Genomic DNA, 26196 nt, shown 5'->3' with positions numbered 1-26196 from the left:
GATAAGAAAATATTACTATTGCTTCTCCTTATACATTGGAGTAAATTGATAAAATACGCTTAATTCTTTAGATTAAAGAAGCGGGGGAACCAAGTTTCCTGGGGTGAGTACACATGTAAAGTGTTAGGGTTAACTTTCAACCCGAATCCGTCAGCTAACTTCGTCAGCGTAGAAAGAAATGGATAGAAACATTCAATGGAACTATGTGATTTGAGGTTCTATTCCCTCGCTTCCTTTTTCTCTTCTAGAGAAAATAGGAGGAACTAGACATGCTGCTTATGAAAGTAACCAAAGAATGGAAGAATCTTCTTCCATGGAAGAGAGCCAACGATTCCGTACAGCGTCAACATGAGATACTTCATTTGAAACAGCGGTTGGAGACGTACGACATTCAATTTCCGAATTTGGCTTACCGGCCATCAGACGTCGAAACACAGACGTTAATGGAAATTAGCAAAACGGTTGCTCAAAACAATGAGCTGCTTAACCAATTGAGTTCAGAAAAGGAATTAGCGGTTGAACAATCGCTAGCCCATCGCGTCGGAACCACGCTCCAAATTTTACAGGAACACCTCACCTTTATCGTAACCATGGCGCATATTTTCAGTGGTCCGTATCCTTGCCTCAGAGCGTACATCAGCCATACCATTTAACGATCTTCAACAATAGAGAAGGAGCTTGCCTTGCGGCAGCTCCTTTTTCGTTTTTCTCATGAATAGATACGGCCAAAAAAACGCTTGATAAGCTCCGCAACTTGCTGGCTTTGCTCTTCCAGAACAAAATGGCCCCCGCATAAAAAGTGAGTTTCCACACACGTTAAAAGTTCACCGAAAGCAAGTGCCCCTTGCACCGTAAAAATAAAATCGTTTTTGCCCCAGGTTATGAGCGTAGGAGGTTGATAAGTTCGCAAGTACTGCTGCCAAACAGGGTATTGTTCGACGTTGGTCCGATAGTCGTAGCCCAATTCCAACTGGATTTGGCTATTGCCGGGTCGATCCAAAAATAACTGGTCCATTAGATAACCATCGGGACTAATCCGGTAGGGATGACACACGCCCGTAACATACTGCATTTTCGTAAAATGGAAGGTTGCAAGCTGAGCAAAGGCCGCTTCGGTTGCAGGATTTCTATCCTCCCAGAGGGCTTTGAAGAGATCGAACGGCTTCCCTAATCCGTTTTCACTAACTACGGCATTCTGAATGACGAATCCTAGAATACGGTGCGGATTCCGTACGGCCAGTCTGAACCCGATAGGACCTCCATACTCATGGGTGTACAATATATATTGAGAAATGCCGAGATTATCAATTAACTTTTCAATCAGAATGGATAGATTCTCAAAGGTGTAAGCAAATTCTTCTGTGGAAGGCATACTGCTATTTCCGTATCCAAGATAGTCAGGAGCAATGATATGAAAGTGGTCTGTGAGTTGAGGAATTAAATCCCTAAACATATGGGATGAGCTTGGAAAACCATGAAGAAGGATGATGGTTGGGTTGTATGGACTCCCGGCTTGGCGAAAAAATAACTCCCAACCGTCAATCTTCATTTTTTTATAATGAACCATAATTTCAACTTCCTCTCCGGCGAGCGCATACTATTCCCTAACAAAAATATGTGAATATGAGTTATTTAAGTACTTAGGAGCTAGAGGACGTGGTACAATTTAACTTAAGGAAAGCTAATTAGTTGTCATCTTCATTAAACTGGTATTCATCCACATGAAAGGGAGAGATCAGCCATGAAACAAGAACTGCTAAATGAGCCATCGCGAAATCAAGCTTCCAGCACGCCAATCATTACCGAACTAAAAGTAATTCCAGTTGCAGGGCATGATAGCATGCTCTTCAATCTTAGTGGAGCGCATGCTCCATTCTTTACACGTAACATCGTAATTCTCAAAGACAGTGCAGGTCATACGGGCGTAGGTGAAGTACCGGGCGGCGAGAATATTCGCAAAACGCTTGAAGACGCGAGCCCACTGGTTATCGGTCAATCGATCGGCCAATACAATAACATTCTTACGAAAGTTCGCAAGCAATTCGCTGATCGGGATCAAGGAGGACGCGGTTTGCAGACTTTTGATTTACGCATCACGATACACGCCGTTACGGCATTGGAAGCAGCACTACTTGATCTCTTAGGCAAATTTCTGGATGTTCCGGTTGCAGCACTGCTAGGAGAAGGGCAACAGCGCGATAAAGTAGAGATGTTAGGCTACTTGTTCTATGTTGGGGATCGGAATCGGACAAACCTTCCGTACCTGAGCGCAGAGGATGCTGCGAATGATTGGTTTCGACTGCGTCATGAGGAAGCGCTTACACCCGAAGCCGTCGTGAAACTTGCCGAAGCGGCGTATCAACGATATGGCTTTAATGATTTCAAGTTAAAAGGTGGCGTCCTACGCGGTGAGGAGGAGATTGAAGCGGTCACTGCGCTGGCGGAACGTTTCCCTCAAGCCAGAATTACCCTTGACCCTAACGGGGCATGGTCTTTAGCAGAGGCGATTCATCTGTGCCGTGATCAGCATCACGTATTGGCTTATGCGGAAGACCCATGCGGAGCAGAAAACGGTTATTCAGGCCGTGAAATCATGGCCGAGTTCCGGCGTGAGACAGGCCTCCCAACGGCAACGAACATGATTGCTACCGATTGGCGCCAGATGGGCCATACGATTCAGCTGCAATCTGTCGATATTCCGTTAGCCGACCCACATTTCTGGACGATGCAGGGCTCTGTTCGAGTAGCTCAGATGTGTCAGGAATGGGGGCTCACATGGGGATCTCATTCGAACAACCATTTTGATATCTCGCTTGCGATGTTTACCCATGTGGCAGCAGCAGCGCCGGGAAAAATAACGGCCATTGATACGCACTGGATTTGGCAGGATGGACAGCAGTTGACCAAGGAGCCGTTCCAGATTATTGGAGGCATGGTGGAGGTTCCGAACAAGCCGGGTCTGGGAGTAGAACTTGATATGGACGCCATTGAGAAGGCGCATCAGCTGTACAACCAAGAGGGCTTGGGAGCGCGTGATGATGCGCTGGCTATGCAGTTTTATATCCCTAATTGGAAATTTGATAACAAACGTCCTTGTCTTTTGAGATAGTTGATAAAAAGTAGCCGCTGTTTCCTGATTAGAGGAAACAGCGGCTACTTTTACATATATACAGGTCAAGTTTCATTTACTTTTTGCTGACAGCCGTGGGCTTCATCTTGTCATTGTAAGCGATGGCGTACCAAGGTTCTGACGCCGATTCAGCATTCACTTGAATGTCTATTTCCCATGGAGCCTCATAACTGACGCCAAGAAGCTGATTACCTTGGTAAATGGCGATAGCAAATGGAGGTTCACCCCGATCGTTCTCCAGCTTAGGATAAACAAGAACGGTTTGTTTGCCAGTAGGAAGAGATTGACCGGTAACAGGCGTATAGCGATAAGAGATGGGATCAACACCTGTTTCTACTTTGCTTATAAACCAATCGGATTGGATTAACCGTTGATAAAAGCCGTCCATGAATGGGTTTTCCCCGATATCATACACATAAGCTCCATTCGTCCGAATTGCTTGAGCTCGACTGAAGTTAAAATAGGTGATGGCTTTCACCTGCGGAAACAGTCGCGGCAGTAAACCGTACATGTACCCCAGCTGGCCTTCTGACCAACTCCAGTACGTTTGATTTGTAGGTAAATAGGTGTGAGCAATAGCGCCCTCTGAAATCATAATGGGCTTATGGCGATAACGCTCATAGAGAGGAGCGAAAGTATCGATTACGGTCCCTTTTAGCTGCTCTTTGTCTCCTGAATAGGGTGTGTTATACAAAGAGAAACCAACCCAATCTACATAAGAGTCACCTGGATAGTAGTCGTCAATCGTATTCGACGGTGAGAAATTAGGGGACCAAACCATCGCTACATTAGGCGCTTCTTCGGCCATGATGTCGTGAACAAGGCGGAATTTCTCAATATACTGCTGGGGAGTTCCATGCCATGGCACCCATGCGCCATTCATCTCCGAAGCATAACGTAAGAAAATAGGAATGCCGGAAGCCTTGGCTTCCCGGGCAAAACGGCGAACGTATTCGTCATCCAGCACGTCGTCCAAGCCAAAGCGCGGCTCCCAACCGATCTGGAGTGCGCCGCCGAGTTCTTTCACTCTTTCCGCAGTTCGCGCCGGGAAATAGGTATTCGTATCGGTCTGTACTTTTCGCCAACCGACATAAGCCAAATAAAGGGCGTGTTTTCGCCCGTACACGTCTTCAATTTTCGTAACATCGTAGCCGACTCTGCGATCTGCCCCTAACATCCCAATATAAGACCCTGATGCTGGCTCGTGTTTGGCAAGATGAGTGGATTCCGTTGTCATTGGAACGCGGAGATAAAGCTCCATTTCCGCTGAAGGACTTTGGATGCTGGACCAATCATAGGTTAGCGGCGATATGGAAGGAAGACCGGCTGAGTATGCTGTGATTCGATTTCGATAGGCAGCTGCGGCTTCCGAATAACCGGATTGAGCGGATTTCTTCTCTTGGTTCGTCCAATAGGTTAAAATATCCGGCTGTTTGGGCTTGGGAGTTGAGGAAGCAACGGTGGGATGCGTTAGTGCAACAGCAGGTTCTGATCGGCTTTGTTCGAGGTCATTTAATTCCGTATCAATGACAAAAAAAGTGACCGCGATGCAACTTGCCAAGCCGAGGGCTCCTAATGTCCAGACAACCTTTTTAAACATGGGATAAGTAAGTTCCTCTCGTAAGGAAGATATAGACATCTACGTAGATTCATCAGTACGTTAATTGTATGCCTAAACTTGAGAGACGGTCAATGGAACGATCAGTTCTGCTGCCGTTGTACGAATAATTCATAAGGTTTACCTATAAATGAGCTGTTCCAAAGGTTGCGAGAACCTGGGGGCAGCTTTTTTGCCTTTACAATTACTTATCTTGCTGCTAACACAGCAATAATATTTCTAAGTTAAATTAAGTGTGTGGGAACGGTCTCACATACAGAAATGAGGTCGCATCATGGAGCATACGATTAAGGAAATTGCCCTACGCGCCGGTGTATCCAAATCCACGGTGTCTCGCGTGATATCTGGCAAGGGCTATACCAGCTTGGAAGTACGCAATAAAGTGCTGCAGCTGATTGAAGAACTGCAATATAAGCCCAATGCCGTAGCTAGGGCAATGGTTTCACAAAGAACACATAACATTGGCGTTCTGATTTATCGCCGGCATCATCCGATTGCTTCCCATCCGTTTTATGGGAAAATTCTAGATGCTATTTTAATGACAGCGGCAAGCATGAATTATTCTGTTTTCGTTACGACGGATCATGAAATGTCGCTGCGTTCGGCCGATTTTATGATGGAAAAAAGGGTGGACGGGCTAATCCTGATTAGCCGTTTACAGCAGAATGTGATTGATTACATCGCAAACTTCGGGGTTCCCTATGTCATGGTCAATGGCTCCACGGATGTCGATGGTGTCATGCATATTGTGAATCAAGACGAGGAAGGCGGCCGAATGGTTGCTGAACATCTCGCAGATCAGGGGCATCGTCGCATCTTCGTAATTGCTGGACCACAAACACATCGCAGTCACAATTTGAGGCTGAAAGGCTTCAAAAATCATTTGAAAGAATTGGGGATTCCGCTCCCGTCAAGCTCGATCTTACAGGCATCGACGTCCACGTTTGGCGAAGGGTATGAGCTCATGCGTGCCCATTGGGAGCAGTTTCGCGCAGGCGGATATACATCGTTATTTGCTACCAACGACATGATCGCGCTTGGCGCTATGAAGTTTATGCTGGAACAGTCGGTACGTATTCCCGAACAAGTAGCGGTTGTCGGCTTCGATGATATTGACTTTGCCGCTATGTTTTCACCCTCTTTGACAACGATCAGGGTCAATACGGAAGAGATGGGGATTCAGGCTTTCAGTTTGCTAGACAAGTTAATCCGTCAGGAAGCCTACATTGAGCATCCCAAGCAATTAGTACCCAAACTCATTGTCCGTCAGTCGACTCAAACATTTTCTATTGAAAGGAGTGGTTAGTCCGCATGCGTTGGTATTTAAAAGCAATAGGCCCGCGTAAAATCGTAGAATTTCTCATCCTTGTTGTGTTCGTCATCTTTTTCTTGGGCCCACTGCTCAATCTCGCTATTCTGGCTTTTACCGGCAAATGGACCTATCCCGATATCTTGCCGCATGAGTGGTCACTGAAATGGTGGACGTTTGTGTTCCAGCAAGAAGATATTGCAAAATCAATTGGCTTGTCTTTTGTCATCGCAACAATCGTAACGGCACTTTCTATTGTGCTTTGCATTCCGGCAGCCTATGCGTTTGCACGCATACGATTTCCACTTAGCAAGTTTTTCTTGTTCTCGTTTCTTCTGACACATGCTTTTCCGAAAATGGGACTTTACGTTTCGATTGCTGTGCTTTTCTTCAAACTCGGACTGATGAACACATTAATAGGCGTTGTTTTAATCCATATGATTAACGTGCTCATGTTCATGACGTGGATTCCAACAGCTGCTTTCCGCAATGTGCATATGGCGCAAGAGGAATCGGCAAGGGATGTAGGGGCAAGCCCGTTCCGCGTGTTCCGCAGTATTACACTTCCTATGGCTATGCCGGGAATTATCGTAGCTTCTATCTTTACGTTCTTGAATTCACTGGATGAAGCTCAGGGCACATTCCTTGTGGGCATTCCAAACTATAAAACGATGCCGATTGTTATGTACTCGATTATCAGCGATTATCCGGCCTATGCGGGAGCTGTATTTTCCATCATTTTGACAGCACCAACGATTATTCTCTTGCTGGCTGCACAGCGCTTTGTGAGCGCAGATATTATGTCCAGCGGCTTCCAACTCAAATGACGACAGATTCATTCCTAAAATAGAAGGGGGCACACATGGACATTCAGCTTTCAGTTCAACAATTAACGAAACGCTATAAAACCGGAGAAGGCGTAACCGGAATTTCTCTAGATGTCCGTAAAGGGGAGTTAATTACATTGCTTGGCCCTTCAGGCTGCGGAAAAACAACCGTTCTTCGCAGCATCGGAGGCTTCCTGGATCCCGATTCCGGCGACATTCTCATTGAGGGTAAAAGTGTGCTTCAAGCGCCTCCTGAGAAACGTCCGACATCCATGGTTTTTCAAGGTTACAATCTATGGCCGCATATGACGGTGTATGACAACCTCGCATTCGGTCTTAAAATACGCAAGATCAAAAAGGCGGAAATCGATAAAGCCGTAAACGAAGTGCTGCAGTTGGTTCGCTTGCCTGGAGCCGAAAAGAAATATCCAGGGGAACTCTCCGGTGGTCAACAGCAGCGTATAGCGGTTGCAAGATCACTGCTTCTGAAGCCGGCTGTTCTATTGCTCGACGAGCCCTTCTCCGCACTGGATGCCAAGCTTCGCCACGAGATGAGGGAAGAGCTAAGGGAAATTCAGTCCAAAACAGGCCTTACGATGGTATTCGTCACTCATGATCAGGAAGAAGCTTTATCGATTTCGGATCGTATTGTCGTTATGAATCAAGGGAACATCGAGCAAATCGCTTCACCACAAGAAATTTATGATGAACCAAGTACGTTGTTCGTTTCTCAATTTATCGGCAAAATGAACTTTTTGAAAGGGGTGATCGCTGCCGAACGCGTTACCGTCGGGCATCTAAGTTTTCCAAATACAAAAAATCTGTCCGGGCATGTGCACCTTGCCGTTCGACCTGAAGATGTGATCATAGAAAGTGAAGAAGGACAAGGCCTTTCGGGTGTAATTAAACAAGTGATGGTGCTTGGGCATTATGCGGAAGTATCTATTGATTTACCTCAGTACGGAACAATCCGGGCGTTTCAACCAAGGGATTCTGTCAAGGATCTCCATACAGGACAACATGTAAAAGCAAACTTTGCCAAAATCATTGCATTTTCCGAAAAATAAACCCAAATCCAAGGAGGCAATACCATGTTACGCAAGAAATCCGCAATTACGTTAGTCACTTTAATGACCGCTACGGCCGCTTTCATCTCCGGTTGTGGTAATTCTGCGACAAATGCAGGTTCATCTGCTGCTCCAAGCAACGCTCCAGTTAAAGCAACGGCAGATACCAAAAAACCTGTTGAGTTTACCTTCTATTTTACGGGATCGCAAAATGTTAAAGATCTATGGGATACGTTAATCCCTATGTTCGAGAAACAAAATGCAGATGTGAAGGTAAAACCGGTTTACATTCCTTCAGGTACTGGCGCACAACCAACGTATGACCGTATTCTTGCTGCCAAACAAGCGAATAAAGGATCCGGCGATATCGATTTATACGAAGATGGCTTGTCTAATGTCACACGGGGACAAAAAGATGATCTGTGGGATTCCCTAGCAGCTGACAAAATTAAGAATCTGGCTGCTGTCGATGAAAAAACGTTAAAAGATATCTCCAATCTCGCAATTCCTTACCGTTCATCTGCCGTCGTATTGGCTTATAACAGCGATAAAGTAGCAACACCTCCAAAAACGTTGGATGAACTGTACGATTGGATCAAGAAAAATCCGTCCAAATTCGCTTATAACGATCCATCCACAGGTGGGGCTGGTAACTCTTTTGTAGCAACTGCTCTGTATAAATTCTTGCCGGAAGAAGCGATTCATAATTCCGATCCAAGCGTTGAAAAAGGTTGGGATCAAGGTTTTACTCTGCTCAAAGAACTAGGTAAATCCGTGTATGGCAAAGGGATTTATCCGAAGAAAAACCAAGGGACTCTTGATTTGTTGACAAATGGTGAAGTGGACATGATTCCAGCTTGGTCCGACATGGTACTTGAGCAAGTTGCGAAAGGCCAGCTTCCGAAATCAACGAAAATGACACAATTGACGCCAGGTTTTAACGGCGGACCAACATACTTAATGGTGCCTAAGCTGTCTGAGAAGAAAGATGCTGTCTACAAATTCTTGGATTTCGTTCTTTCACCTGAGGCACAAGGCGTAGTTGTCGATAAAATGCATGGCTTCCCAGGTATCAAGCTTTCTAACATGTCCAAAGAAATTCAAGACTCATTCAAAGGTGCTTCTGAAGGATTCCGCTCGTTCAATATCGGTGAACTGGATAAAGATATGACGAAGCGTTGGCAAAGTGAAGTTGCTGCACAATGAGTAAACAAATGAAAATGGGGATATTCGGATTACTTCTGGTTATCCCCTCTTTTTTATTACTTTTCGTCACTGTCGTCATTCCTATTATCATTTCCTTTAAGGAAAGCTTGACGAATAAATCGGGCGGCTATGATTTGTCCAATTACACGTATTTATTCACCGATAAGCTGATGCGCTCCAACATTATTTTTACCCTGGAAGTGACGGTTGTTTCCGTAATTCTCGTGCTGATTATCAGCTATGCTTTAGCTGCTTATATGAGATTCAATACAGGTACGATGGTAAAATGGATACGTAAATTGTATATGATTCCAATCTTTATCCCTTCTGTTATCGCGACCTATGGATTGATCCAATTGCTTGGCAATCATGGATGGGTTGCCCGCCTGTTGCTTCTGGTAAACGGTGGAGAGATGCCGCGTATTATTTTCGATATGAAAGGGATTATTATCGCGAATTTGTGGTTTAACATTCCTTTTACGACGATGCTGCTTGGTTCTGCTTTATCCGCAGTTCCTAATTCGATTATTGAAAGCGCGAAGGACGTAGGAGCACGTAAATTGCAAATCTTTGTCCGTTTCATTTTGCCGCTGACGTATAAAACATTGCTAGTGGCCGTTACTTTTGTGTTCATGGGTGTGATCGGTTCATTTACGGCTCCATTTCTCATTGGGCCCAATGCTCCGCAAATGCTAGGGGTGTCGATGGAGCAGGTTTTCGGTGTGTTCCAAGAGAAACAATTAGCTGCGGCGATTGCGTTCTTTACTTTCTTGCTTTGTTCGGTTATGGGGTACTTTTATATTCGTAGTATGATTACGGAGGAAAGTGCTAGGGCTAGATGATTTGAAGTAAATGAAGATAAAGTGGAGACAATAGCACATGGACGATCAGAATCTCATCGCCGGATTCAGAAATCTAAAACGTAGCACGAAATGGGTGCTGAAAAACCAAATAGAACTACAATTCAACAATTACCACTCCCAAGGTATGGTTCGAATCGGCGACTTCTTTTATATGTCATCGGTTGAACTTATCGAATGGCCAATCAGATATGACCAACCTAATCAAAGTTATGATCGTACACCTGGCAAGGGAGTTGGCCATTTATTTGTCTTCGATCGTCAAGGAAATCTTGTGAAGGAGACATCGTTTGGTGAGGGTGATATGTATCATCCTGGTGGTATTGATTTTGATGGTACCCATATTTGGGTGTCAGTCGCAGAATATCGGCCTCACAGCCAATCTATCGTTTACAAAATAGATCCTCTCACTTTAAAAGCAGAAGAATCATTCCGAGTTCAAGATCATATCGGAGGCTTGGTCCGTGAGGGGCAGAATGGTAAGTTAATCGGCAACAGCTGGGGATCACGCAAATTCTATGTATGGGACTCATGTGGGCGACAGCTGCTGGATAAAGAAAATACGAATCATTTTATCGACTATCAAGATGGACAATATGTAGGTGACGGAAAAATGATTGTGAGCGGCATCTCTGAGTTAGTCAATCCTTCTAGCAAATCCAAGCCTTACGAGTTGGGTGGATTAGCGCTAATAGATCTGTTTACGTTAGAAACCCTTCACGAAATACCTATTACTGAATTTTCCCCGCAAGGTCATGTAATTACCCGTAATCCAGTGTTCCTAGAGATTGCTGGTGAAACCATAAGGCTTTATGCTGTTCCGGACGATAATGACGGATCAATGTTGATTTATGAAGCAGCTATTTAAAACGATCAAAATGAAGAAGCGCTCATTAGAGTGCTTTTTTCATTCATCAATAGGATTCGCCATGTGGATGGCTCTTATTCAATGTACGAGCTGATATCTGAAATCTAGATATTCAGTATCACGATTCTATATTATGCAGGATGACTTCGATCATAGTATGATGAGTGGGCGGTTGAATATCCGAGAAAGAGAGGAGTTGAAACTCTATCTACTAAAAGGTAGAACGCGATGAGTAATCATAAAAATACCGCAGAGATTATTTTGGATACAGCCCAGTACATGGTGCAAGAAGTTGGATTTAACGGATTCAGCTATGCACATATTGCGGAAAAAGTAGGGATACGGACAGCCAGCATTCATTACCATTTTCCAAATAAAGAGGATTTAGGAGAAGCGCTTATCACTCGCTATCACAAACATTCGATGTCAGCAATTGCTCAAATCGATATCGAAACACAGAACAACTTAGAGAAATTGCGCAAATTCATCTTGATCTTCGATGGTCCAGTACAGGATTACTGTACATGTTTAAGTGTCATGCTTTCTACGGAACTGGCTACTTTATCAGCGAAAGTACGCGACAGGCTAGCACAGTTTTTCACTACAAACTTAACATGGCTAGAACGCGTATTGGATCAGGGGCGTCGGGAAGGGCATATTAACTTTGAAGGTGCCGCGGATGTACAAGCCCATAAATTTCTGGCTTCCCTTCAGGGAGCTCAGTTGCTTGCAAGAAGTTTTCGTGATAGAAGCAGGTTCGAAGTGATTGCCGAAGGCTTAATTGCCGGTTTAACGTAAAGAGATAAGCGATTGATTTTTTAAAGCCAATCTACCTTTTAATAGGTAAATGAAATGAATTGCAAAACTTTCCATTAGGAGGCGTAAAGAATGATATATGAGCTGCGGATTTATGATGTTAATCCTGGCAAGATGCAGGTTATTTTAGATAGATTCAGGGATCATGTTATTCAATTATTTAATAAACATCAGATGAAAATAACGCTTTTTTGGGAAGATTTCGATGAATCCAATAACCGGCTCTATTATATTGTTGAACATGCTTCCATGGAGGATCGTAACCTGAACTATGATAGATTCCGCAACGACCCGGAGTGGATTGAAGTAAAACGACTTTCAGAACTTGATGGACCGCTGGTTAAGAAACAGGAAAGTATCTTTATGAAAGATGTACCCTTTTTTGAAAACAAATAAAAAATCCAACTATTGAATAGGAGCAAATACAATGAAAATTTTAGTTATCGTAACTCACCCGAATATCGAAGCATCCAATTGGAACAAATCATGGGTCAATGAATTGCAAAAACATGACGATATCACGATTCATGAACTGCACAAAGAGTACCCGGACGAAAATATCGATGTCGCAAGAGAGCAGCAACTGGTTGAGGCACACGATCGAGTTATTTTCCAATACCCGCTATTTTGGTACAGCACACCGCCATTACTGAAAAAATGGTTTGATAATGTCTTGCTTTACAACTGGGCATACGGACCTGAAGCAACTAAAACAGTGGGTAAAGAATTCGGCTTTGCGATTTCGGCCTATGGTACGGAAGAGTCTTATCAAGCAACCGGCTCCAACCGTTTTACAATCGAACAAATTTTGACGCCAATGCAGGCGCTCACTCGCTTTATTAGTGGTACTTATCTGCCTCACTTTGTTCTAAACGACACTTCTGACGTAACAGATGAAAGATTAGCTCAAAGCAGTAAAGACTTCGTCAACCATATCAAAACTGTAAGACCAGCTGAGGTGTTGACAAAATGAGTGAATTGCTGATTGACGTGTATATGGATACTAGTTGCCCTTGGTGCCGTATGGGAACGACTAGTCTGTTAACCGCTCTAAAGCAATTGCCAGAAGATAAAAAGGCAACTGTCCGTTGGAATGCCTTTCAGATTAACCCAGGTATTCGTCCTGAGGGCGAAGATTATCGTCAAGTGATGATCGGCCGCTTAGGCGGAGTTCCTCAATTCGAAGCAAGGAAGCAGCAATATCACGAAAACGGGAATCGTTTCGGGCTTAAATATAATATGGATATCGTCCAATATACGCCTAATACAACATTATCACATCAGTTAATATCGATGGCGCCTGAGCACGTAAAAGTGCAATTGATTGAGAAAATATATACAGCTTATTTTGAAGAGGGCGTAAATATCGGCGATGTGGATGAACTTGTGAAAATAGGAACTTCAGTCGGCGTCGGTGAAGCCGCGGAGCTCAAAGAGCGCCTTCTTCAGGGTGAAGAGTTGGACAAAGTAGAACTGGGACAGCGTACCGCTCAAAAACTCGGTGTCAGAGGCGTACCATTTTTTGTGATTAATGAGGAATTCAGCTTGTCTGGGCTGCAATCACCGGCAGAGTTTGTGAAATTGTTTGAACAACTGTAAGTCGATTCAGTCAATCAACATCTAGAACATCATCATAAAGGAGAATAACCAATGACGGTACAAGGCAAAGTAGTAGTGATTACTGGCGGAAGCAGTGGTCTCGGAAGAGCGATGGCGATCGAGATGGTGAATCAGGGAGCGAAAGTCGTGATCAATGGACGCCGCGAAGAGGCATTGGCTGAGGTTGCGAAAGAAATAGATCCCACAGGAAAAAGCGTGCGGTTCGTCGCTGGTGATATCGCCGATCCCAAAGTGGCACAGCGCTTAATCGAAGAGGGGTTAACCCACTTCGGACGCATTGATACGCTAGTTAATAACGCCGGGATTTTCATGTCTAAACCATTTACGGAATATACCGAAGAAGATTTTGCAACGTATTTATCCACGAATGTGGTCGGTTTCTTCCACGTTACTCAACGTGCAGTGACGGAGATGCTGAAACAAGGTTCAGGACACATCGTGAATATTACGACAAGTCTGGTTGATCAGCCATCGGTAAAAGTGCCTTCTGTGCTTGCTTCATTGACGAAAGGCGGTCTGAAGTCAGCTACCAAATCTTTGGCAATTGAGTATGCAGCAAGTGGTATTCGCGTAAATGCCGTTTCGCCGGGTGTCATCAAAACACCAATGCACGCTGTTGAGACACATGAAGTTCTTGCCGGTTTACATCCAGTTGGACGCATGGGTGAGTCTAAAGACATCGTAGATGCTGTTTTATACCTGGATTCTGCGAACTTTGTTACTGGTGAAATCCTTTATGTTGATGGTGGGCAAAACGCGGGTACTATGTAAATCTAGCAAATTAGATCCATCTAATTTTATAGAAATGGGGAGAATTTCGATGCCAATCGTAAATATCCAAGTGACCCGTGAGGGCACAACGCCGGATCGTCAGTCCGTTACCGCAGAAGAGAAAGCCGCGATTATTAAAGGGGTTAGTGAAGTTCTGCTCAATGTGTTGAACAAACCATTAGAATCTACTTTTGTGGTTATTGAAGAAGTTGACACCGATAATTGGGGTTGGGGTGGACTGCCTGCCTTGGAATATCGAAAGAAGCTTGCTGAGAAGTTGAAGTAATCGGAGGTCGTATTACAGTGTCTGGTCATGCAATAAATACGCAACAAAGCCAAGTCGGCAAAGACTTTTGGTATTTAGGAACTTTGATGACGGTGAAAGCCGACGCGGTTTCTACCAACAATTCGTTTGGAATGGTAGAATACCTGGTACCGGTAGGCTTTGAGCCTCCTTATCATATTCATCATGAGGAAGACGAATCTTTTTACATTCTGGAGGGAGAGGTTGATTTCTTTCTAGATGGACAGAAGATCGAAGCTAAAGCTGGCGCATTTGTGTTCTTGCCGAAAGGTATTGCACACGGTTTGCGGGTCGTTGGCAGCAAACCTGCGCGCCTTCTGAACTTCTTCAGCCGTGCAGAATTTTTAGGAATGTTCCTGGAAATGGCTGAACCAGCTCTGAGGAAAGAGCTTCCTCCTCCTGCTCCAATTGATATTCCCAGACTTTTGGAGCTTTCTGAGAAGTATAATGCTGTTACGTTAGGCCCATTAGATCAATTTATTAAATAAAATATCATCTAGAAGGAAGACATCGCCGATAAATTAGGCGGTGTTTTTTCTTTACAATAAATCTAATCCTCTTTGACATCAGGTGAACAAATGAAAGCTAAGATGTAGAAGTACACCTGAGAGTTTGAAGGAGGATTATGAAGTGAATATCAACACCTACGCATGGGAAAATTTGATGTCTCATAATACGATGAAAAATGAACAAGTAATGAAACCTGAGAAAGTAAAAGTAGAAAACGAAACTAACTTTTTCACCAAATTGCTGCCTTTAAGCTTTATCCGTTAATGCAGTGAAACTCAACTATGTCGTTTACATAATCCCGGAGGATTAACTTCGGGATTTTTTGGTTTCTCCATTCGCTTATTCTTTGTGATACGCGCTCGCGGAGTAGGAGTTTTTATCGCATCGGCAGGTGTAGCATGTAGAATGACGAATAGATAACCAACATACTAAGTTAGGTGGTGTGAGATCATGAAAGTTCTTGTTACTGGTGCCGCGGGCAATGGCGGACAAGCCGTATGCAGAGCATTAGTTCTTGCAGGTTACACGGTTAGGATGGCAGACATTATGCCTCCACATGCAGACGATCTGAAGGAACTCGAGTTTGTAAGGTGCGACACAAGAAGCCCTGGGGATGTTCGGCTTGCGGTACAAGGCATGGATGCGGTTGTTCATCTGGCAGCCTGGCATAGCGCACATAAGCCGCCTGTAAGTGATGAAACGATTTTTGCTGTGAACGTGGATGGAACCTTTCATGTAATGGAAGCATGCAAGCAAGCTGGGATTCAAGCTATCGTCTATGCTTCTTCAATGGCCTATGGCTGGGGATCAATCTACGGAGTTAGTAAAGTTATTGGTGAAGATTTGTGTAAAACTTATCATGAAATGACAGGTGCCTCGATAGCGATGCTGCGTTACCATGAGTTTATTCCACGCCCCTATTTAGAGTTCGGTACTCGTTTGCTTCGCAATGGTGTGGATAGAAGGGATGTAGCTGAAGCTACAGTTGCTTCTGTTAAGGCCGTTTTGGAGAAGAAAGTGGGGCTTTTTCGCACAATAGTACATACGAATCATGGTATGCCTATGGATGTTATTCAAGACTTTAAGAAAAAGGGTCCTGCGTGGTGCGAGTCACAAGTTCCAGGCGCCATTCAATTACTGAACAAGTACGAGATCGAATTGCCGGAGCAAGTGGAACAACATGACCTATCTATGGCTGAAGAAATACTGGGTTGGAAACCTAGATATAACTTTCTTGAGTTTCTAAAAGACTTGAAAGCTCGCGATGAGAAGGGCATCGATGTAATTAATCTGCGGGTACCTTCTGAGATTCCAGCAATGTGATGCCGCCAGAAGACAGAAAAAGACCGGGACCTTATGCAGCAAGAGGTCCCGGTCTTTCATTTAACCGATCACAGTGTCAATAAACTTTTCTAACGAAGCAATATCCGTCAAGTTCTTATTACATTCTTGACCATTCATACATAAATAGTTACCGACCGCTTTATAATAATCAGGCGTAGTATGAGTCGGCCTTTTCTTGGAGATTGCCGTAAATAGAGCAAGTTCTTCATATCTATTACATAAAAAACAAAAGCCTTTCTTGTTAGTCGGAGTATATTTCCCTTCTACCCCAACGAATTGCCCATTCAGATGATAGACAATGAATAGTTTATTCGTCGCTATATCGACCCAACTAAGATAGGTGACGTATCGGTAGTCGATCGCTGACAAATCAGGCAGTTTAAGCTTTTTGTTCTTAGGGAATAGCTTTTGAATCTGCTTTGCGCTAATTGGCGGAAATTCCATCAAATGAGGCTCTAACGCCTTAAGATGTTTTTGAAAATCTTCCGCTGCTTTCAGCTTGAAGATGGTTTCCAGCATTTGTTTCTGGTTGTCTGTAGCGTCTGGAAATAGTTCAGAAATCTTCGATTCTGAGCTATATCGAACGGATTCCAATACTTTCGGATCTGCGTTCGTTTTCAGCGCTTGCTCCAGAATCCCAGCTTGTTTTTTAATAAAATTGAATTGATGGTTTCTAATGAATGGTTCACACATATGGAACAGCCCCTTATTTTAGAATCGTAAAATGAATAAGGTGCAAAGCCACATCGTGGAACCGATCTATGCTGAATTAGGCGATGTTTGTACTGCTCAATTCCCGCCCATGCAAAGTATCGCCTCCAAAACAGGCTTTGCATGAGGCTGTGCCAATCTGGCAATCGGTTATTGCCATCGATACCAACTCCTTATACTTGCGATAACATCTATTATAAAAGACTCACAACGGTATTTCAAAGGAAAGTCTATGTATAATTAATAATTACAAACAGGATGAAGGGGCTGCCGGCGTGCAGCTCCTTTCTTTTGAATATGGAGAAAACCCTTCGAATCTTAGTGAAATCAGGTTGATCCCACAAATTAATGGTTCATTTCCGATATTGATCAGTGGTATTCGAGATTTTGACGATGAGTTTAGGTTTTGATGATTTATTGTTTGTAAGGGTTTACATATGATGTGTGTATTGGCTTTCACGCTAGTCAGCATCCAAATTGATGCCTGAGAGTTTCATGATGATGAAGGGGTGATGTAAGTTTGAACAAAGTATTCAAAGTTTCTTGGAAGCGAAAGATCAGCTTGATGCTCGCGGCAACTTTAATTCTCACAAGTCTGCCCGCAGGTTTCTCCAAAGCCGATGCCACAGGTGAGACGACAGGGACACCTGGCGGTGTCGATGCCAACTTGCTGAAATTGTGGTTGAAAGCGGATCTGTCGAGCATGACGCTAAACGGAAATGGTGAAGTGACGAAATGGAAGGATAGCAGTCCGCAAGGGAACGATTTCATCAACGACGGGACAGTCGGGGACAAGAGCCCACGGACGAAACCAAAGTATGTGGCATCCAATCCCTCATTAAATTTCCAACCGTCGGTCCAATTCATACGTTCAGGAAACGGAAGTCTTCTATTGGATAAAGACGGGTTGTTTGCTCAGAATGAAACCGTTGCAGGAGCAAGTGCTTATTTGGTTACCGGCGGGATCACATTATCCAATCAGACCTCGCAAATTTTCTATGAAACTTTACAAGGCACAGGAAGGTTTGGAGCATATATCCCTTTCTTCTCAAGCACCCCACAAATCCTGTGGGATTCGGGTGCAGTCACATCCGGTAATCCACGGCTTACAACGGGTTATTCAGTTCCGCCTCTTTCGTACAACAGCTGGGGCTTTCAGTATGAATCGCGTCCATCCGTTTCAAATAACGTCTATCAAGCCATTTCATTAGATGGGCAAACGATTGCAACATCGTCTCAGGCTCGACTTGCGATGGTTGGGAACGGAAGCAACCCGATGTCCCTCGGTTCTGCTGTCACGGGGGGCTCTGGTTATGATGGACAAGTTGCCGAGATGATCGTTTTTGGCGATTCTCTAAACTCTATCCAGCATGATCAAGTGCAGACGTATATGGCCCTCAAGTTCGGGACGCCACTGAGAGGGAAGGATTATGTCTCGGCAGGCTTGTCGCATCAGGTTGTATGGCCCACAGCGGCCAATGCGGCTTTTGGCCATAACATCGCAGGGATTGTTCGAGACCAGCAAGGCGCATTGGCTCAAGAGACAAGCCGGAGCAGTGAAGGACCGGCGGCATCTCAGGTCGTCGTTAGTGCGAAAGGAGCTTTAGCGGATAAGCAGTATCTTCTCTGGGGAGATAACGGAAGTACCGCACCGTCGGTTCCTTACGGTACGGGCTTCAAGCAGTCGGCGCGGACGTGGAAAGTCCAGAATACCGGCAATGTCGGGACGGTGCAAGTTGCTTTCCCGGAAGCAATGCTCCCGTTAGGCGGATTGCTGTTAACGAGTACAAGCGGTGATTTTAATGACGCGGTACCGCATCCTTTGACTCCGGTGGAATTGCACGGTGGAGTCTACTATGCGATGGATGCGGAGTTGACAGATGGATCCTTTTTCACCTTTGCCGAGAAAATGCCGGAAATCCAGCTCTCTAGCCTGGATGTATGGGCAGGCAGTCAAAAGTTAGGGATGAACCCACCATTTTCACCATCGAAGATGGGCGGGTATGAGGTCATTGTTCCACAGGTTGCAAGTCCTGTTCGGTTTGAGATGCAAGCTGGCGCAGGTGTTTCGACGACGGTGACTCTGACGAATAACAATGGCACGAATCAGACGGTGAGTGACTTAGCCAATGTGCCGCTAGCACCCGGCGTGAATAAAATCAATATTCGTTTATCAAATGGAGATGCAACGAATACCTATACGCTCCAGGTATATAGGCTATCGGCCAAAGGAACGAACGGTCAAATACCGTTGAACGCAAGCACGGTTACCGCCAGTTCCTATCAGCCGAATACAACGAATATTCCCGCGAATGTGGTGGACGGGATATGGGATAATGATGTACGCTGGTCCGCTTCAGGTCAAGGGGAGTGGCTGCAGTTCGATTTAGGGCAACCCGAGAAGGTCACCTATTTGAATATTGCTTTCTTGAACGCGCTCGACCGTCAAACTCATTTTGAGATTATAGGTTCAAATCAAGCGGATTTCCAGAATCCGACCGTCTTGCTTCCCAAGCGGTCAAGCCGCGTTCTTCAGGTCGGGGATGACATCATTCAGCCTTATGTGCTGAGTAATCCGGCATCCGTCAGGTATTTGCGGCTGGTCGGATATGGCAATACAGCTTCGGGAAGCTCAGGCAATTGGAACAGCATAACGGAAGTCGAGCTTTACACAGGTACTGCGCCTGATGTAGAAGAGCCTACTGTGCCAAGTGGGCCGCCGCAGGCAGGTGATAAGCCGGTGGAACCGCTGCCTCCTGTTCAAGTGGTGAAAGTCAGCACTTCGGAAGGCTTGCAGGCTGCGCTGGATCAGGCTGCGAAAGGCATGACGATTGAATTGCAAAACGGTACTTATCAACAAATGGGTCCGTTCGTCGTGAAGGATAAAAAAGGGACTGCTGCGCTTCCGATCCGAATTGTTGCTGCGGAGCAGGGCAAGGCTGTTATAGCCGGTGACAGCTACATGCATATCGAAAACTCCGAATACGTCGAAGTTGAGGGGCTCACCTTTCACTCGGGCGGCGGATCGGAGCATGGGGAGGATACACTGAAGAGCAGAGCAGTTCCGGATGAAAGAATCGCCAGTATGAGTGGCGTGCATCCAGGGGTGCAGCTTTTCGATTCCAGCAATATTTCAATATTGCGAAATACATTTGCTTTAGATGAAACAGGTCAGAAATACCGTTTTACGAAGGCTGAAAATAATGTCAACAAACCAATCTGGTGTGTCATCGGTGTGGAAAATAGCTGCCGTTACGGCGATAGTTATGATCCTAATGGAACCGTATATACAGGTGAAACATCGCATTCGCCGAACTCGGCGCTACTCACAGACAGCGGGACTGACCGGCATTATATTCGGGTTGAGGGGACGAGCAGCCATAACCGTATCGCATATAATGACATCGGACCGAAGACAGGCTTTGGAGCCGTGATTACGTATGACGGCAAGGACGCGGTTTCGCAGTATGATGTGATTGAATACAATCACTTTCATGATATCGGTCCGCGAGTGAGCAATGGTTTGGAAGCGATCCGTCTAGGACTTTCCGGATTATCTTTGGCCCCCGGGCATGTTACGGTTCAATACAATTTGTTCGACGGATTAAACGGGGAAGACGAAATCGTCTCGGTGAAAAGCAGTGACAACACAATCCGCTATAACACCGTCCTCAATTCTTATGGAGGAATGGTTGCCCGTCACGGCCATCGCAACAGCTTTTATGGCAACTTCATCATCGCGGATGGCAAGAAAGCAGGTACTAGCGGATTCCGCATTTATGGTAATGACCACAAAATTTATAATAATTACATGGAAGGGCTTACGGATGATGCCGTTCAGCTGGATGGCGGAACGGAAGATGCAGGGCCGGACGGAGGTACAAATCCGATTATCCGTTGGGGCACGGGTGCGAACGACTTTGCAGAGCTTAGGAGCCTTACGCCGGATAGACAGCAGGAGCTGCTGCGCGGGCATTGGAGACAATACAATGTACAAATTTATAACAATTCCTTCGTAAATTTAAGCAATAAAGCATCGGCGGTAAAAATTACGCAGCGCACGTTCCAGCCGACGGGAACACAAATTTATAACAATTTGATTTTCAGTAACGCAGGGACTATTTTCAATGAGTCAAAAGATATCACAGATGCAGGCCGGCCAACCTATGTCGGCAATATGGCCGATGGGACTGCTGGCGTGGCTGCGAATGCAACGGTTGTAAGCGCAACGTACAAAGGAGATCTGAAGCTAATTCGTAGCAGCGACGGATTAATACGTATATCGCCGCAAAGTCCTGCGATTGATGCGGCAAAAGGTCCGTATATCGCGTCAGACGATATGGACGGTCAAAGACGGATACATACCGCTGATGTGGGTAGTGATGAGTACGAACCGGCGAGCGATTTGACACTTCGGCCGCTTACGGCTGCCGATGTCGGGCCTGCGGCTGGACGGAATCTGCCAGTGGAAGAAGGGACACCAGATTTGAGCAGCTTGCAGATGAACTCGAATCTAACCTTTGCGCCTGCCTTCCGACCGGAAGTCACTTTTTACACGGTCATGCTCCCAACGGGAATTAGCAGCTTGAAAGTGACACCAACATCGGCAAGTCAAGCGGCTGAAATTCAAGTAAGTGTTGACGGCACTGTGCGGCAAACCGTTCGCAGCGGCAGCGAAAGCGAACCGCTTGCCATTGCCGGGGCCGGCAGTGTTGTTCTAATCGATGTGTCGTTGCCTACCGGTACTCATAAAACGTATAGCATCATGGTGCAGCGACCAGCTAGCAGCAGTTCCTCTTCGAGGGACTCCTCATCCGGCAACAGCTCAACACCTGCGCCTACGCCAGCGCCAGTGCCGAATCCAGTGCCTGAACCGGCCAACCCGCTGCCTGTAATTCCTTCGCCAACTGCGCCGTCGCAGGAATCTTTCGCAGATGTGTCGAAACATTGGGCATCGGATGAAATCTCTCGCGCTGCGGCCAAAGGCATCGTGAACGGTTACGCGGACGGAAGCTTTAAGCCTGACGAGCCGATGACAAGATTACAATTCGCTGCTATGCTGGTGCGAGCTTTAAGTTTGAAGTCAGAACCGTCGAAACGGACATTCACCGATCAAGCGGATATTCCAGCATGGGCGGAGGGAGAACTGGGTGCAGCGCTGGCAGCAGGAATTTTGCAGGGATATGAAGACCAGTCTTTACGTCCCAATGCATCCATTAATCGGACAGAAATGGTTGTTATGCTTGTAAGAGCCTACTCGCCAAAAGAGGACGGGGCACTTTCAACCAAATTTAGCGACAGTTCTCTGATTCCAGCTTGGGCATTGCCGGCGGTTTCGCAAGCGGTTTCCTTAGGGCTAATAAACGGTAGGGAGAATCAAACTTTCGAGCCGTTTGTAACCGCTACAAGGGCGGAAGCCGTAACAGTCGTCATGCGTATGTTGGATCGGCAGTAGTCTAGCAGTTTCTGCAATAAACGCCACATGGTATGCAGCAGATTTGGCCTCCCGGAATTCCGGGGCTGATCTGCTGCATTTAGTGCTTTATATATTCGAATAAAAAGGAGCTAGGGAGCATGAAGGGTATTTACCAAGTAAACAAAGAGAACTGGGGTCAATATTTGGATTTGGAGACGATCCTTCAGGGGGCTGAAGCTGCACTAGCTTCTCCAAGCATACATATCACAGAAGCGAGAGCTCTGCAAAGCCCCGGAAGTGCGCACGATTATTATTCAAATGGAGATTACTGGTGGCCCAATCCCAATACGCCGGATGGGCTGCCTTATGTTCGTCGTGACGGTGAAAGCAATCCGGATAATTTCCATGAACATCGAAATTTGCTTAGACGCATGCGCTCCTTGGTCGCCTGTTTGACTTCCGCTTACCGTATAACGGGGGAGCAGCCATATGCAGCGAAAGCCGTACAGCTGTTAAACGCATTTTTTATAGACAAGAACACTCGAATGAATCCGCACTTGCTTTATGCACAAGCGATTCCTGGTGTTTGCAACGGACGAGGGATCGGGGTCATCGATACGCTGCATCTGATTGATGTGGCGGCAGCTGTACACGTGCTGAATGGTGAAGATATCTCCTTGCCGGATAAACAGGTTTTGCAAGAGGTCACTAACTGGTTCGCACAATATCTGCAATGGATGAACGAGCACCCACAAGGGGTGGAAGAACGAAATGAGCCCAACAACCACGGGATTTGCTGGTTTGTACAGGCAGCAGCTTTCGCAAAGTTAACGGGTCATTCTGGTATGCTGGATTATTGCAGAGAAGCATACAAGAGTAGATTGCTCGCGGAGCAGATGGATCTCGATGGCAGTTTTCCAAGAGAATTGTCTCGTACGAAGCCTTATGCGTATTCTTTGTTCACGTTGGATAATTTTGTCACGCTCACGCATATCCTCGCCACACCGGAAGATAACCTATGGGAATTCCAACTTCCTGATGGGCGAGGCGTACAGAAGGGAATCCATTTTCTACTGCCGTATTTGGAAAATAAACGATTGTGGCCTTACGGAGCTGATGTTGAATATGATAAGGATTGGCCGGTAGCTATGTCTTTCTTCCTATTTACCGGGCTTGCGAATGGTTCTGAAAGGCTGCTTGCTTTATGGAGAACGCTCGACCAAAACCCACAGCAGGCCGAAGTCAGACGAAATATAGCGATCCGGCAACCGCTGCTTTGGCTATGAGTTGTTAGATCGACAAGACGGTTCCACAGATTTTCGTTATAATAAATGAAAGCAGTTACATCATGGCGATAAGGGGTTAGGACTAATGAAGTTTAATCGGATCCGGTTCAATAAACGCAGTGTCATCGTTACTTGGCTTACCTCTTATATTTCGGTTCTTCTCGTTCCGATTATTATTAGCGGAATTTTATATGCGGCTTCCTGGCATGTGGTTGAATCGGAGGTGAATCGCGCCAACAATAACGCACTGAAGCAGATGGAATTGGCAATCGACAACAGCCTGGGCGGTATCGAGCGATTGAGTTTGGAAATTTCGCTGAATAAACAGGTGAACGCTTTTATCAATACATCTCAGCCGCTTACGGATAACGATTATTACGATTTAGTCACCATATCCAATGATTTGCGGGTCTACCAGACAGCCAATGAGTTTATTGAACAAATTTATCTGTATTACAAAAATAGCGACACAGTGATATCCACGCGCAATCGGACAGATAGCCGCCAACTGTTTCAAATGTTGGATGGACAGACCCTTAAAGGCTATGAGGCGTGGAAGACATATTTGGATCAACGCTACATTCAGGAATATACCCCGGTTACGATAACGGAGGATGATAATGCCTATAAAGCCGTTTTGTTTGCCAAATCCGTTACGTTGGCGAATCGGGATCAGCCCGGAGCTGTGCTCCTGTTTGTCATGAAAGATTCCAAGCTGCTGGCCAATATCCCGCCGTCCGAAGCAACATCGGTAGCGGTACTAGATAAAGAGAATCGATTAGTTGCTTCAAGCGGTCTTGAGCAAACCCCTGATTTTCTCACCTACGATAAATTCACAGGGGAAAATGGACTTTTTTACGGGGATGTAGCGGCTAAACAAGTGGCTGTATCGTATACAACCTCGGCTAGGACAGGATGGAAATACATGTCGATGATTCCTGCCGAGCGCTTTGACGATAAGATGAAGTATATGAAAAGCTTGGTCTATGCAAGCATAATTCTTAGTCTTCTTCTGGGAGGGCTGGTTACGTTCTTGTTCCTGCGCAAAAATTACAATCCGATTCATCACCTCATTCGAAGTTTCTCGATGAAAGCAGGGATTTCGTTTGCGGAGGGGACGAACGAATACGGCTTTTTGCAAGATGCGCTCAATAATACGTTTGCCGAAAAAGAGCAGGTGGACCGCCGGTTGCACCAACATCGTGACGCCATTCGCTCCCATTTCTTGCAGGGGCTGCTGAAGGGTAACCTGGAACAGGATATCCCCGTACATGAATCGCTTTCCGCTCATGATATCCGGCTGGATTCTCCGCATTTTGCGGTGATATTGTTCCACATCGATCATTTTGGCAAATTTCAGGAAGATGTGGCCATTGATCCGCAGAAAATAAAATTGATGCAATTCATTCTAATGAATGTCGTGGAAGAAGTGATTGGCCTTCAGAACCGGGGCTTCACGACGGAAATTGAGGATATGCAAGCCTGTATTTTTAATTTTGGCTCCGAAGAGCCGGATACGGATGAGCTGAGCCGAGTTGCTGATTCGGTGAAATTATTCCTGCATGATCATTTTCATGTGCATTTGACAGTGTCGATTAGCGCTATTCATGAGGAATTGTTTGGTATTGCCGAAGCGTATCAAGAAGCTTTGTCAGCGATGGCTTATCGACTTGTCAAAGGTAGCGGAGCGATCATTCGTTACGACGAATTACCAAGCTCCGAGGCTGTTCGGCAGGCCGGAACTTATTATTATCCGCTGCACGTGGAGCAGCAATTGATTAATTTTATCAAGACTGGCGATTATGAAAAGTCGAGCTCGATCATTGATCAAATTATTGAAACAAATGTGTCCAATTCCGTTTTATCGGTGCCGCTGGGCAAATGTCTGATGTTCGATCTAGCGAGCACGATGCTGAAAACAATGAATGAAATCGGTTCCCAAGGGAATAAAAAGTCCTTCATGGAACAATTCAACCCTGTGGAACGATTATCCGAATGTGAAACCATAAAAGAAATGAAAAGAGAAATTCTTTCGATTCTCGAACAGGTCTGTGAGTCCATTCAAGCCGATCGTAAGCAGGAGTATAGTCCGCTTGGTGATCTGGTTAGCGCTTATGTGAAGGCTAATTACGCCGAAGAAAATTTGAACATTTCAATGATTGGAGAGAAATTTGGCATCACGCCTTCTTATCTATCCAAACAATTTAAAGCTCAAACCGGTGATGCTCTTCTTGATTTCATAAGCCGTACACGTTTGGAAGAGGCCAAAAAGCTGCTAACCGAACAGCCGTTATCGATTATGGAAATTGCGCGAAAGGTCGGATATAACGATATCAATACGTTTAACCGGACGTTTAAGAAATTCGAGGGCATCACACCAGGGAAATACAAAGAACTGAAACCATTGTGATCTGTTTTATGGAAGTCGTACAAGCTTGCTTGGGCGGCTTTTCATTTTTTGCATAACGATTTGGGATTCTGATGATTGCCTTTTACGGATTTTAAAGGGGGATTTGCAGTTTTGACGATATTC

At 45.4% G+C, this 26196-nt stretch carries 23 protein-coding genes and 1 riboswitch; of the genes, 20 read left to right on the top strand and 3 right to left on the bottom strand.

The window, feature by feature from the left end; all coding sequences use genetic code 11:
- Positions 1 to 46: 46 nt before the first annotated feature.
- A riboswitch (cyclic di-AMP (ydaO/yuaA leader) is annotated at positions 47 to 185 on the top strand.
- A gap of 84 nt (positions 186 to 269) precedes the next feature.
- Positions 270 to 653, top strand: coding sequence for a hypothetical protein (locus ACKTT9_RS22060; RefSeq protein WP_407867652.1), 384 nt, complete (start codon positions 270 to 272; stop codon positions 651 to 653).
- A 56-nt stretch (positions 654 to 709) separates the two neighbouring features.
- On the opposite strand, the gene ACKTT9_RS22055 is transcribed toward ACKTT9_RS22060, so the two are convergent.
- Entirely contained in the window at positions 710 to 1567 is an 858-nt protein-coding gene (locus tag ACKTT9_RS22055; RefSeq protein ID WP_407867651.1) for an alpha/beta fold hydrolase, read from the bottom strand.
- 174 nt (positions 1568 to 1741) lie between these two features.
- On the opposite strand from ACKTT9_RS22055, the gene gudD reads away from it, so the two are divergent.
- Positions 1742 to 3109 (top strand): glucarate dehydratase, encoded by a 1368-nt coding sequence (gene gudD, locus ACKTT9_RS22050; RefSeq protein WP_407867650.1) that lies wholly within the window; start codon positions 1742 to 1744, stop codon positions 3107 to 3109.
- 76 nt (positions 3110 to 3185) lie between these two features.
- On the opposite strand, the gene ACKTT9_RS22045 is transcribed toward gudD, so the two are convergent.
- Positions 3186 to 4691 carry a glycoside hydrolase family 26 protein gene (locus ACKTT9_RS22045; RefSeq protein WP_407867649.1) on the bottom strand — a complete coding sequence of 502 codons (1506 nt, stop codon included), beginning with the start codon at positions 4689 to 4691 and terminating at the stop codon, positions 3186 to 3188.
- A 331-nt stretch (positions 4692 to 5022) separates the two neighbouring features.
- Here ACKTT9_RS22045 and ACKTT9_RS22040 point away from each other — a divergent pair, with 331 nt between their 5' ends.
- The 15 genes from ACKTT9_RS22040 to ACKTT9_RS21970 all read left to right on the top strand — a co-directional run bounded on the left by ACKTT9_RS22040 (position 5023) and on the right by ACKTT9_RS21970 (position 16229).
- Entirely contained in the window at positions 5023 to 6054 is a 1032-nt protein-coding gene (locus ACKTT9_RS22040) for a LacI family DNA-binding transcriptional regulator (protein WP_407867648.1), read from the top strand.
- A 5-nt stretch (positions 6055 to 6059) separates the two neighbouring features.
- Complete coding sequence (locus ACKTT9_RS22035) at positions 6060 to 6884, top strand: ABC transporter permease (protein WP_127450819.1); 825 nt, start codon at positions 6060 to 6062, stop codon at positions 6882 to 6884.
- 35 nt (positions 6885 to 6919) lie between these two features.
- Entirely contained in the window at positions 6920 to 7951 is a 1032-nt protein-coding gene (locus tag ACKTT9_RS22030; RefSeq protein WP_407867647.1) for an ABC transporter ATP-binding protein, read from the top strand.
- Between the two features lie 24 nt (positions 7952 to 7975).
- Positions 7976 to 9157 carry an extracellular solute-binding protein gene (locus tag ACKTT9_RS22025; protein ID WP_407867646.1) on the top strand — a complete coding sequence of 394 codons (1182 nt, stop codon included), beginning with the start codon at positions 7976 to 7978 and terminating at the stop codon, positions 9155 to 9157.
- Positions 9154 to 9999, top strand: coding sequence for an ABC transporter permease (locus ACKTT9_RS22020; RefSeq protein ID WP_127450813.1), 846 nt, complete (start codon positions 9154 to 9156; stop codon positions 9997 to 9999). The genes ACKTT9_RS22025 and ACKTT9_RS22020 overlap by 4 nt, the downstream gene beginning before the upstream one ends.
- A gap of 37 nt (positions 10000 to 10036) precedes the next feature.
- Entirely contained in the window at positions 10037 to 10885 is an 849-nt protein-coding gene (locus ACKTT9_RS22015; RefSeq protein ID WP_407867645.1) for a DUF6454 family protein, read from the top strand.
- 228 nt (positions 10886 to 11113) lie between these two features.
- The gene (locus ACKTT9_RS22010) at positions 11114 to 11683 is read left to right on the top strand and encodes a TetR/AcrR family transcriptional regulator (protein WP_407867644.1); all 570 of its coding nucleotides are present in this window, start codon (positions 11114 to 11116) and stop codon (positions 11681 to 11683) included.
- Positions 11684 to 11773: 90 nt separating this feature from the next.
- Entirely contained in the window at positions 11774 to 12097 is a 324-nt protein-coding gene (locus ACKTT9_RS22005) for an NIPSNAP family protein (protein ID WP_315950893.1), read from the top strand.
- Positions 12098 to 12128: 31 nt separating this feature from the next.
- Positions 12129 to 12674, top strand: a complete 546-nt coding sequence (locus ACKTT9_RS22000; protein ID WP_407867643.1) for an NAD(P)H-dependent oxidoreductase — start codon at positions 12129 to 12131, stop codon at positions 12672 to 12674.
- Positions 12671 to 13300: a DsbA family oxidoreductase gene (locus ACKTT9_RS21995; protein WP_407867642.1), complete on the top strand. Its 630-nt coding sequence runs from the start codon at positions 12671 to 12673 to the stop codon at positions 13298 to 13300. The genes ACKTT9_RS22000 and ACKTT9_RS21995 overlap by 4 nt, the downstream gene beginning before the upstream one ends.
- Before the next feature lie 51 nt (positions 13301 to 13351).
- On the top strand, positions 13352 to 14092 hold the full coding sequence (locus ACKTT9_RS21990) for an SDR family NAD(P)-dependent oxidoreductase (RefSeq protein WP_407867641.1): 741 nt from the start codon (positions 13352 to 13354) through the stop codon (positions 14090 to 14092).
- Positions 14093 to 14141: 49 nt separating this feature from the next.
- Complete coding sequence (locus ACKTT9_RS21985) at positions 14142 to 14378, top strand: 4-oxalocrotonate tautomerase family protein (protein WP_127450801.1); 237 nt, start codon at positions 14142 to 14144, stop codon at positions 14376 to 14378.
- Between the two features lie 17 nt (positions 14379 to 14395).
- Positions 14396 to 14884 carry a cupin domain-containing protein gene (locus ACKTT9_RS21980; protein WP_407867640.1) on the top strand — a complete coding sequence of 163 codons (489 nt, stop codon included), beginning with the start codon at positions 14396 to 14398 and terminating at the stop codon, positions 14882 to 14884.
- Positions 14885 to 15026: 142 nt separating this feature from the next.
- Positions 15027 to 15170 (top strand): hypothetical protein, encoded by a 144-nt coding sequence (locus tag ACKTT9_RS21975; RefSeq protein ID WP_407867639.1) that lies wholly within the window; start codon positions 15027 to 15029, stop codon positions 15168 to 15170.
- A 186-nt stretch (positions 15171 to 15356) separates the two neighbouring features.
- Positions 15357 to 16229, top strand: a complete 873-nt coding sequence (locus ACKTT9_RS21970) for an NAD-dependent epimerase/dehydratase family protein (protein WP_407867638.1) — start codon at positions 15357 to 15359, stop codon at positions 16227 to 16229.
- Positions 16230 to 16289: 60 nt separating this feature from the next.
- Here ACKTT9_RS21970 and ACKTT9_RS21965 read toward each other — a convergent pair whose 3' ends face one another.
- The gene (locus tag ACKTT9_RS21965) at positions 16290 to 16943 is read right to left on the bottom strand and encodes a FusB/FusC family EF-G-binding protein (RefSeq protein ID WP_407867637.1); all 654 of its coding nucleotides are present in this window, start codon (positions 16941 to 16943) and stop codon (positions 16290 to 16292) included.
- A gap of 538 nt (positions 16944 to 17481) precedes the next feature.
- Here ACKTT9_RS21965 and ACKTT9_RS21960 point away from each other — a divergent pair.
- The 3 genes from ACKTT9_RS21960 (at position 17482) to ACKTT9_RS21950 (ending at position 26073) form a co-directional block, all read left to right on the top strand.
- Positions 17482 to 22416 carry a chondroitinase-B domain-containing protein gene (locus ACKTT9_RS21960; protein WP_407867636.1) on the top strand — a complete coding sequence of 1645 codons (4935 nt, stop codon included), beginning with the start codon at positions 17482 to 17484 and terminating at the stop codon, positions 22414 to 22416.
- Between the two features lie 119 nt (positions 22417 to 22535).
- Entirely contained in the window at positions 22536 to 23663 is a 1128-nt protein-coding gene (locus ACKTT9_RS21955) for an alginate lyase family protein (protein WP_407867635.1), read from the top strand.
- A gap of 85 nt (positions 23664 to 23748) precedes the next feature.
- Positions 23749 to 26073 carry a helix-turn-helix domain-containing protein gene (locus ACKTT9_RS21950; RefSeq protein WP_407867634.1) on the top strand — a complete coding sequence of 775 codons (2325 nt, stop codon included), beginning with the start codon at positions 23749 to 23751 and terminating at the stop codon, positions 26071 to 26073.
- Positions 26074 to 26196 lie beyond the last annotated feature (123 nt).

The sequence above is a fragment of the Paenibacillus sp. P36 genome (assembly GCF_045866505.1).
GTDB classification, from domain to species: Bacteria; Bacillota; Bacilli; order Paenibacillales; family NBRC-103111; genus Paenibacillus_E; species Paenibacillus_E chondroitinus.
The sequence above is the reverse complement of the archived record's forward strand: the minus strand, read 5'-3'. Positions and strand labels throughout refer to the sequence as shown.

Bases quoted from the DNA above. Each gene is read 5' to 3' on its own strand.
- ACKTT9_RS22055 (WP_407867651.1), bottom strand. From the start codon at position 1,567: ATGGTTCATTATAAAAAAATGAAGATTGACGGTTGGGAGTTATTTTTT.
- ACKTT9_RS21970 (WP_407867638.1), top strand. From the start codon at position 15,357: ATGAAAGTTCTTGTTACTGGTGCCGCGGGCAATGGCGGACAAGCCGTA.
- ACKTT9_RS21995 (WP_407867642.1), top strand. From the start codon at position 12,671: ATGAGTGAATTGCTGATTGACGTGTATATGGATACTAGTTGCCCTTGG.
- ACKTT9_RS22035 (WP_127450819.1), top strand. From the start codon at position 6,060: ATGCGTTGGTATTTAAAAGCAATAGGCCCGCGTAAAATCGTAGAATTT.
- gudD (WP_407867650.1), top strand. From the start codon at position 1,742: ATGAAACAAGAACTGCTAAATGAGCCATCGCGAAATCAAGCTTCCAGC.
- ACKTT9_RS22015 (WP_407867645.1), top strand. From the start codon at position 10,037: ATGGACGATCAGAATCTCATCGCCGGATTCAGAAATCTAAAACGTAGC.
- ACKTT9_RS22020 (WP_127450813.1), top strand. From the start codon at position 9,154: ATGAGTAAACAAATGAAAATGGGGATATTCGGATTACTTCTGGTTATC.
- ACKTT9_RS22010 (WP_407867644.1), top strand. From the start codon at position 11,114: ATGAGTAATCATAAAAATACCGCAGAGATTATTTTGGATACAGCCCAG.
- ACKTT9_RS22030 (WP_407867647.1), top strand. From the start codon at position 6,920: ATGGACATTCAGCTTTCAGTTCAACAATTAACGAAACGCTATAAAACC.
- ACKTT9_RS21985 (WP_127450801.1), top strand. From the start codon at position 14,142: ATGCCAATCGTAAATATCCAAGTGACCCGTGAGGGCACAACGCCGGAT.
- ACKTT9_RS22060 (WP_407867652.1), top strand. From the start codon at position 270: ATGCTGCTTATGAAAGTAACCAAAGAATGGAAGAATCTTCTTCCATGG.
- ACKTT9_RS21950 (WP_407867634.1), top strand. From the start codon at position 23,749: ATGAAGTTTAATCGGATCCGGTTCAATAAACGCAGTGTCATCGTTACT.
- ACKTT9_RS22005 (WP_315950893.1), top strand. From the start codon at position 11,774: ATGATATATGAGCTGCGGATTTATGATGTTAATCCTGGCAAGATGCAG.
- ACKTT9_RS22000 (WP_407867643.1), top strand. From the start codon at position 12,129: ATGAAAATTTTAGTTATCGTAACTCACCCGAATATCGAAGCATCCAAT.
- ACKTT9_RS21955 (WP_407867635.1), top strand. From the start codon at position 22,536: ATGAAGGGTATTTACCAAGTAAACAAAGAGAACTGGGGTCAATATTTG.
- ACKTT9_RS22040 (WP_407867648.1), top strand. From the start codon at position 5,023: ATGGAGCATACGATTAAGGAAATTGCCCTACGCGCCGGTGTATCCAAA.
- ACKTT9_RS22025 (WP_407867646.1), top strand. From the start codon at position 7,976: ATGTTACGCAAGAAATCCGCAATTACGTTAGTCACTTTAATGACCGCT.
- ACKTT9_RS21990 (WP_407867641.1), top strand. From the start codon at position 13,352: ATGACGGTACAAGGCAAAGTAGTAGTGATTACTGGCGGAAGCAGTGGT.
- ACKTT9_RS21965 (WP_407867637.1), bottom strand. From the start codon at position 16,943: ATGTGTGAACCATTCATTAGAAACCATCAATTCAATTTTATTAAAAAA.